The following is a 13,255-nucleotide window of genomic DNA, read 5'->3' as shown; positions in this document are numbered from 1 at the left end:
CTATTCCCGGTATATAAGTGCATTGTCGACAAAATTTAGCTTAAAAAAACGCAAGTTTGAACTGGTTCGTTTTTTGAATTGTACATTCATATGTATGATTTTAACCTGGCTTGTGTAATTGATGACGACAGCATAGCCCGCCTGATGTCGGAGATTATGATCTTTAATTATAAGATAGCTAAAAAAACGATCACCTTCGAAAATGGTAAAGCCGCGCTTGACTACTTTAAACTATTTAAAGACAAACCCGACATGCTACCAGAATTCATACTGCTGGACATTAATATGCCGGTACTTAACGGATGGAGGTTTATTGAACGTTTTGCGCGGCTGGCCCCGGACCTGTCCCGGAAAGTTGTAATTTATTTAGTGAGTGCATCCCTGGATCCCCATGACCATCATCGCGCATCGGCCCTCGAACTGATTTCCGGTTTTATTATTAAACCCGTTAATAAAACAGCATTAGAACAGGTTGTTAGAGCGGCGATGATTGATAAAAACATCACTTACTTTGGTAAATGAAGTGCCTGCAGTGGAAAAATACTGCAACGGATGATAAGCCGCTATACACAATACATTACTCATCGCGGAGCAATTTCAATTAGCATGATGATGGCATTGTTAGATAATGCTTCCAACTCCGTTTCGTCCAAATCCCATAAAACAAGGCCGTCCCTGGCGTGCATTAGCCGGTATTGAACTTCAAACGCACCCTCAATAACATAGGCAAATAAAGCATTTCCCGGTTTTGAAACCCGAAGAGTGGCTTCTGCCCGACCGTCAAACTGCCCCATGTAACCAATTGTATTTCCAAGCCGGAAAATTTCGGTCAGACGGTTGCGGCTCGCCGGAAGATCGAAGCTGAAAGACTGGTTTACCGGTTCTTTTGTTTTGATCCAGAGCTGCAAAAAATTAACCAGGTCCGTCTCTGCATTATACGGATTATTAACCTGGAAACCCAAACCGGCCGGGAGCGCCAATAGCTGCACCATGCCGGGTTCGATCATGGTGTGATCGCCGTTGTGATCACGACACCCTATCGCGCCAACAACCGGGATAAGTAAAACGGCTGTTTGTTCTTTCACGCTCATCCTGGTGCTTTGCGCCGCGGCCAGCGTATCATCGTTTAAAACATACAAATCGCTAAACGGATGCTTATAATTGTTGTAATAATTGCCAAAATTAAAGGTGTGATAGCTGCGGTACCAATCCTGCTGGGTTAGTCCACGTTCATCTGCTAAAAACATTTTTCCTTTGGATTGCGGTATCATGTAAATTTTATAACGAAGTTTAATGGCGTATAAAGATATCTTTTGGTATATAAGCAGGCACCCTTAAACAATTGCCCAATGCTGTTACGTAAAGAAAAAACAGGCGTGCCAATAACGTCCGGTGTTCCATATCTAAACAGGGTTTAGTTCTTCAACTTAATAACATCACACAATCGTTTTTTGGGGCCGTAACAGATAGCCTGTTTTAAAGTTAGGCAGCAACGCCGATGCTTATCGTAAGCACGTATCCGGCCGAAACACTTCCTGTAACGGTTGATAGCTCGGTAGCAAGAGAGTCGCTGAACACCATATCCGCGGTATTTGCGGTATCCTGAACCCCGCGTGCCTTATAGTCAGTTGCCGTGGTGTAAACTGTATTGCAAACATCTGTAGGGAAGGCAATCTGCGTGATTAATAACGAAGTACCCGATGAATTGTATACATGCACATGGATGTGCGGGGCCCTTGGAGAATACCAGCCGGGGAAAATACTGGTAAACGTAACCAGCCCATTGCTATCGGTAGGTTGCCTGCCGCGCAAAAAATGAGACGATGTATAATCAATGGTAGCATAGCCGCCGCCGGGGGTATCTGTATATTCAGAATAGTAACCCAGTGCGGTACAATGCCAGATATCTACCAGGGCGCCCGTTAACGCGGCGCAGCTACTGTTGGTATTGGTGAATGTAAGCTTAATGGTTAAAGGCACGCCCGATTGGCCATCAACAATATTGCTCCTCACGTAGCTTGATGGTGTAATGGTAGGGTAAGGCCCGGCAGTTTCTGAAGCCCCGGTGGTACAGGTTCCGCTCGTGGTTGTGGTTGTAGTTGTTGTGTCGGTAGTAGTAGTTGTGCTTTCCTTTTTGCAGGAATTGGCAAGCGGGGCAATGGCGGCAAAGCCTAATGCTGCAAGCCCGCTGGTTAAAAAAGTTTTTCTTTCCATGATGTTAATTGATTCTTTGAGCGTGATTAATAGCTGAAAGTATCTATAACCCTGGGTACCGGCTAAAATGTATCGCCCAATTATCGATATCTGTCGACGAATGTAAAAAACGGGCGAGCCGTTCTGAACTGAACAACGCCCCCATTTTATTATATCCTGAAACAGAATTGCGTTTGCACTTTATATAACATCGGCTGCGAACGCCGGTTAATACCTACCAGCCCGATGCTGCTTTGGAGCACCGAGCTGCAACTTAGTTGGAAAGCGTAGCCGACGCCGATGCTTTTCAACCCCAATTTTCTGCGCAGCAGAAGTGCGGGCACAGCCTCGGCGGGTGAACGTTCGCCATCATGCAATATACGTCATAGCTTCTCCTGCGTTTCACAAAATCTTACTACCCGCAATATGTATAGGGTTTCTCTTCTGCTGGCCTACCAAATCTTAACCCTTTTATCGGGATCCAGCCACATCTTATCGCCCTTTTTTATACCAAACGCTTCATAAAACTCTGGCACATCTGTAAATGGGCCATTTACGCGCATAAAGCCAGGGGCATGTTCGTTGGTTAATATCTGGCTCGATAGGGCTTCCTGCCTGTCTTGCCCCAGCCAGCCCAGCGCATAACCTAAGAAGTAGCGTTGCAGCGGGGTGAAACCGTTGATGGGGTTGCCTTCTTTATATTGGCTGGTTTTCTTGAAGGCATCCAGGCCAATTACTATACCACCCAAATCGGCAATGTTTTCGCCCTGGGTGGCTTTGCCGTTTACGTGCAGCCCGTAAATAGTATAACCGTTAAACTGGTTTATGAGCATTTGCGCACGCTGGGTAAACTTAACCGAATCCTGTGGCAGCCACCAGGCTTTTAAATTTCCTTTAGCATCAAACTGCCGGCCTTGGTCATCAAAGCCGTGGGTCATTTCGTGGCCGATGGTAGATGCAGCGGCGTAGCCGTAAATGATGGCATCGTCAATATTCTCGTCTTTAAAGCCGGGTATAGCAAAAATACCCGCAGGCAGCACAATCTCGTTATTAGATGGGTTATAGTAGGCGTTATAGGTTTGCGGTGTCATCCCCCATTCGGTACGGTCAACCGGCTTACCCAGTTTAGATGCGTTAAACTTATGCTGCCAGTTGTTGGCTCGCATCATATTCAAAGCAAGCGGCCCGCGGTCAATCTCCAGCGTCGAAAAATCTTTCCATTTATCCGGGTAACCAACCTTTGGCATTACTTTGCTCAGTTTATAATATGCTTTTTCTTTGGTTTGCGGGCTCATCCAGTCAAGCTTTTCAATATGCTCTTTAAACGTTTCGCGCATGGCTTCAACCAGTTTTACATAGCGTTCTTTTGTTTTTTGGGGAAAGTACTCTTTTACAAATATTTGCCCCAACACTTCGCCCATTACACCGTTTTCCAGGTCAAGTATTCTTTTCCAGCGGGGTAGTTGTTCTTTGCTGCCATATAGCACCTTATCATAAAAACGAAACAGCTCCTGGTCAAACGGTTTGCTCAGGTACGATCCGAAAGAGGTAACCAGGTTTTTACGCAGGTAGTTTTTCCAATCGGCAATACTATAATCATGCAAAGCCTTGTTAAGGGCGCGATAGTACTCGGGCTGGCCAACAATCACGGTATCCACATCCTTGTAATCCATTTTTTTAAAGGTGGCTTTCCAGTCGATATCGGGAGCCAGTTTGCCTAAGCCGGCCAGCGTCATTTTATTATAGTTACGGTAAGGGTCGCGCAGGTCTTCCAGCTTACGGCTGCTATCGGCAAGCGCTGTTTCAAGGGCATAAGTTTGTTTGGCGGCAGCACCTGCAGCATCAATAGGCAAGCCGCTCAACCTGAATATTGTTGGCAAATGCGTTAACTTATAATCGGTGCGGATGGCAACACTATGTGCATCGGTATTAAAGTAGTAATCGCGGTTGGGCAACCCGATACCCGATTGGCCTAATTCCAGCATTATTTTATCGCTGTTTTTGCTATCCTGTCCGGCATAGGTGCCTAAGGGTGTAGTTACGCCTATACCATCCAGGTGAGCAAATTCCTCAATAAGGCCTTTAATATCTTTAATATCCTCAATCTTTTTCAGTTCATCATTAAGCGGCGTAATACCCCGCTTTTCAATGTCAACGGTATCCATGCCGCTGTAATAAAAATCGCCTATTTTTTGGGTATTACTGCCTTTAGGGGCATTGGCCTTAAGTGCGTCTTCATTAATTTTTCTCATCCGGTCGCGCAATTCCTCTTGTACAACGTTGCCTATACCCCAGGCTGCGTAAGCTCCGGGAATAGGATTCTTTTTAAGCCAGGTTCCGTTGGCGTATTTAAAAAAATCGTCGCCGGGTTTCACACTGGCATCCATGTTTTTAATCACGGGGTCGTTATCCGCGTAAGTTTTGGTATTGTCTTTACATGCCGGAAGCAAGGCAATTGTGAGAAGCCCGCTTAAGAGTATAGCGGGTGTCGCTTTTTTGATCATAAATTTGTTTGGGTGTATGTAAAAAAATACAACGATTGTATTGAATAATAGAATTTAGGACAGCGATTTTATTAAAACAGACGGCTTTTAATATATGCCTTGAAAAAAACCAGCTAATGAAACATCAAAATAATAACAAACTTTTCGGAGGGTATCCAGTCTAATATCAATTTTTCCAGACTCAAGCCGGGCAATATTAATATTGGTTTCGGTAAAAAACTTCTCCTGGGTAACCTGGTTCTGCCGCCTCAAGTTCTTGATCTGGAGTGCTATTTTTTTTTTAAAAGCCTCGTCTGAATTGCTAAGGTACTCAAAATCAGTAAATAACATAAAATTAGATTTATTAAAAAATTGATCTTTGACAGGGGAGCTCAAAAAATAATTTAGCGTTTGATTATTAAAGTTCGTAAAAAATATTGGATTAAATAATTGCGGCGTAACTATTATTTATTGCCAGTAATTATCAAAATAATAAATACTGGCAATAAATTTGTTTAAAACAACTCGCCCTGCATATGATCTGTGAAAAAAAATTAAATCACCTACCTGTGAAAAACTTTTTTTGAATTCTCAGACGCCCAAGTTGAGATTTTTTGTTCTTTGTTTTGGGTTTAATCAATAGTTTAAATTAATTAGGGGAAAGGGAGCTTCCAAAAAGGCTCTCTTTTTTTATGTTCTTTTTTTACAACCCGGAATCAGGGATCAGCCCAAAAATTTGATGGATAATAAAGTCAGACGTATATTTTGGCAAGTCTGAATAAGAAGAAAGGGTATAGTCCAAAAATGAGGGCGTGGATGAAATAAATATAATCTTGCGGGATTTAAAATGCAACCGAACATTCCTTGCAGAACACCTCCGAAACACTTGCCGCTTATTATTACCATAGGTTATGCTGGAATTCTTCGAACTAACGAACGTTACTCAATTACCTGCAGGGCTTAATGTCTGCCTGGAGGAAAAGAATATTGTACCTTATAAAATATAAAGATCAGAAACTGGGATTCGAAGGGTATTCTAACAGAGATCTGTATCCTGAATTTCCCTATCCGTGGCCAGAAGGTAAACTTATGCATCAAAAGACGCAGATGGGAAGCGACCGTCACAAGAGACCGGGATCTGATTTGGCGAGGAGCGCGAATGACAACGAAATTCGGCACCTTTTTTAAAAGTATATATTTGGATAATCACCCCGGTCAGCAACCATTTGGCCTGGCTGTTCTTCCAGTTAAATAGCACAGTTAGGGCGGCAATACAAGAACTTTTTTAGTGATTTTCATATTTGGGATCAAGAGTAACATACCGGAGACCGGATGCTGTTTCCAGGCGGTACGGGCGCGTCACCAAGCATCGGCGAGACGTGTTGAATTAATGCCAATAAAAGCAAGCTAAGGACGTAAAGCACCGTTGTAGCGATACTCAAGGGCGCACTGCCGAACGGATCATCACTAAGATACCGTTACGCATCCGAAAAAGGGTAACAGCGGTTACTATCAACACGGCACTAATATGATCGAGGCTATTTGCAGGTGTTTTAAAAATACCGAAAGGGTCATAAACTGTTCCTTGGTACGAAAGCTGGCTTATGATGCAGGACAGGAATCCCGGATCAAATATCGCCGGGAAGCGCCGGATGAGGAAAACAAGCTATTGATGCTGCCAAAGAGCACGAACAGGCTTGTCATTCAGAAATATTTTTCCCAGAAAGAAACCTTAAAACTGCTCCCGGCAAGAAGCCGTTATCTGCTCTTTAAACATCAATCCAAATGGTAAGGTTCGCAAAAGGAAAGGGCTGATATCCTGTTTTGTATTTGGCCTATGAGTTGGCTGTCGGCTTAGGCAATATATCAGCCATCTGCAAGAGTAACAGCAAGCCTTTAAAAAGACTGCTATCTGTATAATGCCGAGGAAGCGGCAGGTATCGAATATTTCACCCACCCTTTCAAGATCTATTGATGGGTTATTATCTTAGAGCGCCTCATTTTTTCTATACAGATAAACTAAAATCTATGCTTAATCTTCCCTTTAAACGAAATAGTTTGATTCCCAAATTTTAAAATTGCCAGCACATCTATAAAAAATAAAAGCCGCCCAGACCTTGCGTCGGGCGACTTTCAACCTAAACCTTATCACAATTAAACCGGTAAGGATTACCAGTTCATATAAGCATATACAATTACTATACCAAAAATAAAAACTTCGTAAATTTTTTTAGCAAGTCGTCTTTTTAGCCTTATACGCGTTAAAAATGCATGTTAACAAAAAAAAACATCAACCTGAAAAAATCGATATTAGTTAATTGTAAACTTTTGCGTATAGCATGGTAAACACATTAAGCTTGTTTTGTCGTTTTTTTCCTACGCAAATAGCTATCTGATAAAAACAGGGCCAATACAACATCAAATACAATAAACCATTTAAATACCGGGCTGGTAAAAATATTGGCTGCATTTGGTAGTTTCATAGTATCCGGCAGTTTAACATTAAAAGATGCAGGTTGAAAATGAGTGTTTGCAAAAGCGAACACCAATAAAGCCAGGATGGTAAAAACAAAGAAAATAGCTATGCCTATAATAATACGTTTATCAATAGTCGCTTTAAGTGGCTGGCGCGCGTTTTCGGCGCGGATGGTTTCCATCACATTGTAAGTAAATGCCATTGATGGCTCGTCCAGTTCCATGGCCGTAAATTCCAGGTTTAACTGTAGCAGTTCCTGGTATTTTTTGCTGTACGCTTCATCCTGCTCAATAAGCCGGGCAATGGCATCCTGCTCGGCCGGCGTGCAGGCGCCATCAATGTAGTTCCAGAGTTTTTCTTCTATGGTATTCATATCAGTTCTTTAACCTCATGTTTTAAATTACGCTCCAGCTTATCTTTCAAACGCTGGCGCGCCCTGAATAGTTTTACTTTAACCGTATTGGCTTCCATTCCCAGGGTTTGTGCAATTTCTTCCAGTGATTGCTCTCCTTTATAAAACAGGGTTATGATGGTAGCATCATCGGGCAGTAACTGCGCAATGGCCTGGTTAAGATAAAACGACCGCGATTTATTTTCCACATTGTCGGTATCATAAGCCGACTCGTGGTTTTCAACCTGTATAAAGGTAGCTTCGTCATCAATTGAATCGGTGACTATCCTTTTCTTTCTTAAAAATGTCATGGCCGTATTATATACAATAGTGTACAACCATGTACTAAATTTTGACTGCCCGCCGTATGATGTCAGCGCACGGTATGCCTTTATAAAACAATCCTGTGCAATCTCCTCGGCATCCTCGCGGTTTTTTGAAAAACGCAAAGCAAGCGTAAACACAAACCGCTGGTGCCGCTTCACCAAATCAGCATACGCCGATTGGTTGCCCGCCAGTGTTTGTTCAATAAGATCGATATCTGAAAGCTTGCTTTGCATGTGTTACAACCTCTCTGACAACAGGGCTTTTACTTAGGTTACAGGAAGGTAAGAAAAAATGTGCAGATTTCAGATTTCAGATGTGCAGATTTTTAATTCGCTAAAAAGGGGCCAAGCAAAAGATCTTCCACTTGTGGAAGGCCTTTTGCTATTCATCATCTGCACATCTGAAATTTGCATATCTGCACATCAAAGCCCGAAGGGCCTTTAATTCCTCCTGTTAAACAAAAACGACGCATAATAAAGCAATGTTGCCAGCGAACTGAGCGCGGCTACAACGTAGGTCATCGCGGCCCACCAAAGTGCGTCTTTGGCTTGTTCGTGCTCTTCGGTAGTTTGCACAACACTGTAGTTGTTATTAAGCCAGGCCAGTGCGCGGCGGCTGGCATCAAACTCGACGGGCAGCGTTATAAAACTGAACAAAGTGACCAATGCAAGCGCTGCCACGCCAATAGCCAATACAAAAGGATTGTGCGAAAAAATCAGCAGCATGACACCAATCATCAGCGTCCATTGAGTTAGGGTTGATGCTATATTAATAACCGGTACCATAGCCGACCGGAAACTAAGCCAGCTATAAGCATGCGCATGCTGCACCGCGTGGCCGCATTCGTGCGCGGCAACGGCCGCCGCCGCAACACTGCGGCTGTAAAAAACATCCTGGCTCAGGTTAACGGTTTTTGTTTCGGGGTTATAATGATCGGTAAGCTGGCCTTCTACACTTATTACCTGTACGTCAAATATGCCATGGGCGCGTAGCATTTGAACCGCCACCTCCTGGCCCGAAAGGCCGGATAGCAATCCAATCTCTGAATATTGTTTAAACTTACTTTTAAAACGCCATTGTACAATAAAGCTTACAACTGCAACCAGGATCATTAAAAACCAGGCCGAGTTATATCCAATATATCCTATTATAAATGATAAATGATCCATATTTTAAGTCAAAATTAAAAAGTCAAAATTCAAAAATGATTAGCATGCAATAACGCGCTCAATCTGTGTACGTATGTTCACACGCATTTCTAACTGGATATTCAAAAACCATTCCGCTCAAACATGCATGTCAAAAGTAATGCCCGCAGTGATAGGTTTTGACTTTTGAATTTTTCACTATATGTTTATTTTTTATGGTGTTCAAGAGTGCTTCGCAATTTTTACTTTTGACTTACTATGTATTCCTACTGGGAGCGGACTTCTTTTATTGACAATGCCGATGTAATCATCATTGGCAGCGGCCTTGTGGGCTTAAGTGCCGCCCTGCATTTAAAAAAGCAGCAGCCATTATTGAAGGTAGTGGTGCTTGAGCGGGGCTTTTTACCAAGCGGTGCCAGTACTAAAAACGCTGGCTTTGCCTGTTTTGGTACAGTTAGCGAGCAAATTGAGGTAATAAACCGATCATCGGAAGCAGAGGCTATGCGTTTGGTTGATTATAAATGGCGCGGACTGCAGCGCCTGCGGCAAAACCTTGGGGACGAAAACATTGGTTACTACCAATATGGTGGCCACGAGTTGTTTATGACCGGCGAAGCCGTAGCCGCAAAAGCCGCTTTTGACCAAATGGATCACCTCAATAAATTATTGCAGCAAGTTATCGGATCGACTGACATTTATGCAGTCGCGAATGAAAAAATTGCAGGTTTTGGCTTAAACGACGTAGCCCACATGATTTACAACCGTTTTGAAGGCCAGATTGATACGGGCAAAATGATGCGGACTTTGCTTTATAAGGTGTATGAATTGGGCGTATTGGTTTTAAACAATGTACATGTATCGGCAATTGGTCATGAAGCCGGTAACATCAGCTTGCAAACCACGCAGGGCAACTTCAAAGCGGGCAATGTGATATTGGCTACCAACGCATTTGCCAGCCAGTTATACCCCGAACTGGATGTAGTGCCAGGAAGGGGTCAGGTATTGGTTACAAAGCCTGTCCGTGGCTTAAAGCTGAAAGGTACCTATCATTTTAATGAGGGCTATTACTACTTCCGCAACATTGATAACCGTGTGCTTTTTGGCGGCGGCCGCAACCTGAATTATAAGGCTGAAGAAACCTGGGAATTTGGACATACCGATGAGGTTAAAAAGAAACTTGCGGGTTATTTAGCCGAAGTTATCCTACCCGATCAAAAAATAGAGATTGATTACTGGTGGAGCGGTATCATGGGCTTTGGCGAACAACTAAGCCCGATAGTAAAAGAAATAAAACCCAATATTTTTTGCGCGGTGCGCTGTAATGGCATGGGTGTGGCTATGGGAAGCCTGGTAGGCGAGGAGGTAGCAACGTTAACGTTGCGCAATACTTAACTACTGTAATTGCAAGTTTTAAATTCAACTACATTGTGATCGGCACACCAATGACTAATGACGCGCAGCAAATAACAGCGCAGCGAAATGAATAGTTAATTAGCCAGAAAAGCATACCTGTCATCGGCGAAGGTGTTGCCTTGTTTTACATCGCCTGTTTCATAACCTTTTTTAAACCAGTATACACGTTGCGCGCTGGTGCCATGTGTGAAGCTGTCGGGCTCAACATGGCCCTGGCTTTGTTTTTGCAGGCGGTCGTCGCCAATTGCGCTGGCTGCGTTCAGGGCTTCTTCAATATCATTTTCGTTTATCACCTTTTTTACGCTTTGCTCATAATGGGCCCAAACGCCCGCGTAAAAATCGGCCTGCAATTCCAGTTTAACCGAAAGTTTGTTGTACTCACGTTCGCTCATCCTGCTGCGGGCCTGGTCCATTTTGGCACTTACACCCAACAGGTTTTGAATATGATGCCCAACTTCGTGTGCTATAACGTAGGCGTTGGCAAAGTCGCCGCCGGCGCCAAAGCGGGTTTTAAGTTCGTCGTAAAAACTCAAATCGATATATACCTTAGCGTCGCCGGGGCAGTAAAATGGCCCGGTGGCCGAACTGGCATTACCGCAGGCCGATTGTATATAATCGGTAAATAAAACCAATTTAGGATCCTGGTACTGACGCCCCATATCGTTAAAAAGTTTGCCCCAAATGTCTTCGGTATCCTTAAGTACCACGCGAACAAATTTTTTGCCGTTGTCTTCGGGCGCGTTGGGGTTTTGTTGTTCGGTTTGCTGTTGCTGGTCGCCAGCCTGGTTAAGCAGCTGCGATGGGTTTATCCCGGTAAACATATAAATTACTGCCCCAATAAGGCCCAGTATTCCGCCGCCAATTGCTATGCCACGACCGCCGCCGCCACGACGATCTTCTACATTATCGCTTTCGCCCCTGCCAAACCATTGCATAATTTTGTGATTTTTAGAGGTAACAGCAAAATGGAGTGGAATGTTTGAGCCCCCTCTAAATCTCCCCCGGTAGGGGAGACTTTTGAAAGGAAGGTTAGTTTATATTCTCTTGAATGGACATATTTTTAAAAGTCCTCCCTTCCGGGGAGGATTTAGGAGGGGCTGGCCGCATGGCTTACTTTATTTCAAACACCGCATTTATCTGCAGGCTGATCTTAATCTTTTTAAAGTCGATATCGGATTGGGGGGCATCGGCAACGGCAGCTTTATACATCATGGTATTGTACTGGCGTGGCTGGGGGAAACTGCTGTTATCGGTTTCGGCAATATTGAGCACATCGCCCAGTTTACTGCCAAGACCGTTCAATAAAAACGAAGCTTTATCGCGGGCCGAGAGCAGGGCTTTAAGTTTCAGCTCGTTTTTCAGTTCGTTTATTTTTGAATAATCGTAGCTGTCGATGTTGGTAGACTGAATGCCTTTAGGATCTATTTTAGATACGATCTGGTTAAACTTGTTCAGGTCTTTTATCCGGAGGCCGTATTGTTTGCCGGCTAAAAAATCGGGTTGTTTCTTTTTTTGAAAGGTATTGTTCCAGGCTGATACGTTGTTGACGGTAAAATCGGCCGCCGGGATGCCGGCATCTTTAACTGCTTTTTCGAGCTGAGCTTCCAGGTCCGAGATCTGGATGTGTTTTTTACCGTCCATATATTCCTGCAGCGATATAATAACGTTGATGATATCGGGGGTAACTTCCTGTTCGGCAAGGCCTGTAACTTCTATTTTACGGCGCAAATCAACAGCCTGCGCAAAGGCTCCATAAGTAAATGTTAGCAGGGCGGCAATGATGAATAGTTTCTTCATGGTGTAATGTGTATGGTTGTTTTTTGTTTGTATGACTGTAATGACGGGCAAATAGTTTAATGTGTAACAGCACGCGCTATTTAAATGTTTAGCACGTTCTTCTCTAATCTCCCCGAAACGGTGTATTCAATTTGCATAACCAACAACGCCCGGTCCTTTCGAACCGGGCGTTGTTGGTTAAATATGTTTTGATTGAATATGCTAATCGAAAAGTCTTCCCTTCAGGGGATGCGCAAAGGGTTTACGCCTTTACTCTTTCTACATAAGTTCCGGTAGTGGTATCAACTTTTACCTTATCGCCAATGTTGATGAACAACGGTACACGGATTTCGGCGCCGGTTTCAACTGTGGCATTTTTAAGGGCGCCGCTTGAGGTATCACCTTTAACAGCCGGCTCGGTGTAGGTAATCTCCAGCTCGGCCGATCCTGGAATTGAACCCATGATAGGCTCGTCGCTTTCAAAAGCTACAATCACATTCATGCCTTCTTTTAAAAATTTAACAGCAGGGCCAAATAAAGCTTTGGGCACGTTATGCTGATCATAAGTAGTATTATCCATCACTACCAATGAATCGCCATCCTCGTATAAATATTGATAATCGTTGGTTTCAACACGGGCTATATCAACCTCTTCGTCGGTACGGAAACGGTATTCAACCAATTTTCCCGATTTTACGTTACGCATACGGGCCTGGTAAAATGCGCGCAAGTTACCTGGTGTACGGTGCAAAAACTCTTCTACCTGCACTAATTCGCCATTAAAGCGAAGCACATTTCCATTTTTAACATCTGATGCTTTAGCCATAAAATAATATTGAGGCGCAAAATTAGAAATTAGATCTGAGATGTAAGATATGAGATTTGAGATTTTTACCAGGAAGATAATCAATACATTACACCGGGCTTCCCGAACAAGGATCAATAAAAAAGCAGTCCGGAAAGGAGCGCCGGGATTTGAGTTTTTAATTTTATTCAACCTGTTGCGTTGCGCAACAGGTGAAATAGTGAAAAATAGTATTTATTTAAT

Annotated in this window: 13 protein-coding genes; 3 read left to right on the top strand and 10 right to left on the bottom strand. The window is 43.5% G+C overall.

Annotation, left to right across the window (positions count from 1 at the left end; all coding sequences use genetic code 11):
• Positions 1-90 precede the first annotated feature (90 nt).
• Positions 91-522: a response regulator gene (locus tag AC1DXF_RS10925; protein WP_477448447.1), complete on the top strand. Its 432-nt coding sequence runs from the start codon at positions 91-93 to the stop codon at positions 520-522.
• Positions 523-581: 59 nt separating this feature from the next.
• Here AC1DXF_RS10925 and AC1DXF_RS10920 read toward each other — a convergent pair whose 3' ends face one another.
• From AC1DXF_RS10920 to AC1DXF_RS10905, 4 genes are all read right to left on the bottom strand, one after another.
• Positions 582-1,271: a pirin family protein gene (locus AC1DXF_RS10920; protein WP_477448445.1), complete on the bottom strand. Its 690-nt coding sequence runs from the start codon at positions 1,269-1,271 to the stop codon at positions 582-584.
• Positions 1,272-1,482: 211 nt separating this feature from the next.
• A complete protein-coding gene (locus tag AC1DXF_RS10915; RefSeq protein WP_477448443.1) occupies positions 1,483-2,214 on the bottom strand; it encodes a dioxygenase family protein in 732 nt (243 codons plus the stop codon).
• A 431-nt stretch (positions 2,215-2,645) separates the two neighbouring features.
• Complete coding sequence (locus AC1DXF_RS10910) at positions 2,646-4,697, bottom strand: M13 family metallopeptidase (RefSeq protein ID WP_477448441.1); 2,052 nt, start codon at positions 4,695-4,697, stop codon at positions 2,646-2,648.
• A gap of 87 nt (positions 4,698-4,784) precedes the next feature.
• A complete protein-coding gene (locus AC1DXF_RS10905) occupies positions 4,785-5,027 on the bottom strand; it encodes a helix-turn-helix domain-containing protein (protein WP_477448439.1) in 243 nt (80 codons plus the stop codon).
• 1,177 nt (positions 5,028-6,204) lie between these two features.
• Here AC1DXF_RS10905 and AC1DXF_RS10900 point away from each other — a divergent pair.
• Positions 6,205-6,468: a hypothetical protein gene (locus AC1DXF_RS10900; RefSeq protein ID WP_477448437.1), complete on the top strand. Its 264-nt coding sequence runs from the start codon at positions 6,205-6,207 to the stop codon at positions 6,466-6,468.
• A gap of 559 nt (positions 6,469-7,027) precedes the next feature.
• Here AC1DXF_RS10900 and AC1DXF_RS10895 read toward each other — a convergent pair.
• The 3 genes from AC1DXF_RS10895 to AC1DXF_RS10885 form a co-directional block, all read right to left on the bottom strand.
• A complete protein-coding gene (locus AC1DXF_RS10895; protein WP_477448435.1) occupies positions 7,028-7,525 on the bottom strand; it encodes an anti-sigma factor in 498 nt (165 codons plus the stop codon).
• Positions 7,522-8,103, bottom strand: coding sequence for an RNA polymerase sigma factor (locus AC1DXF_RS10890; RefSeq protein WP_477448433.1), 582 nt, complete (start codon positions 8,101-8,103; stop codon positions 7,522-7,524). Before AC1DXF_RS10890 ends, AC1DXF_RS10895 begins: the two co-directional genes overlap by 4 nt.
• Before the next feature lie 207 nt (positions 8,104-8,310).
• Entirely contained in the window at positions 8,311-9,039 is a 729-nt protein-coding gene (locus AC1DXF_RS10885) for a zinc metallopeptidase (protein WP_477448430.1), read from the bottom strand.
• 237 nt (positions 9,040-9,276) lie between these two features.
• On the opposite strand from AC1DXF_RS10885, the gene AC1DXF_RS10880 reads away from it, so the two are divergent.
• On the top strand, positions 9,277-10,410 hold the full coding sequence (locus AC1DXF_RS10880; RefSeq protein ID WP_477448429.1) for an NAD(P)/FAD-dependent oxidoreductase: 1,134 nt from the start codon (positions 9,277-9,279) through the stop codon (positions 10,408-10,410).
• A 95-nt stretch (positions 10,411-10,505) separates the two neighbouring features.
• On the opposite strand, the gene ypfJ is transcribed toward AC1DXF_RS10880, so the two are convergent.
• From ypfJ to efp, 3 genes are all read right to left on the bottom strand, one after another.
• Positions 10,506-11,366 (bottom strand): KPN_02809 family neutral zinc metallopeptidase, encoded by an 861-nt coding sequence (gene ypfJ, locus AC1DXF_RS10875; protein WP_477448427.1) that lies wholly within the window; start codon positions 11,364-11,366, stop codon positions 10,506-10,508.
• Between the two features lie 175 nt (positions 11,367-11,541).
• Entirely contained in the window at positions 11,542-12,228 is a 687-nt protein-coding gene (locus tag AC1DXF_RS10870) for an SIMPL domain-containing protein (RefSeq protein WP_477448425.1), read from the bottom strand.
• 241 nt (positions 12,229-12,469) lie between these two features.
• Positions 12,470-13,033, bottom strand: a complete 564-nt coding sequence (gene efp, locus AC1DXF_RS10865) for an elongation factor P (protein ID WP_477448423.1) — start codon at positions 13,031-13,033, stop codon at positions 12,470-12,472.
• Positions 13,034-13,255 lie beyond the last annotated feature (222 nt).

The sequence above is a fragment of the Mucilaginibacter sp. P2_A5 genome, assembly GCF_056404995.1.
This window is presented reverse-complemented; position numbering and strand designations above follow the sequence as displayed.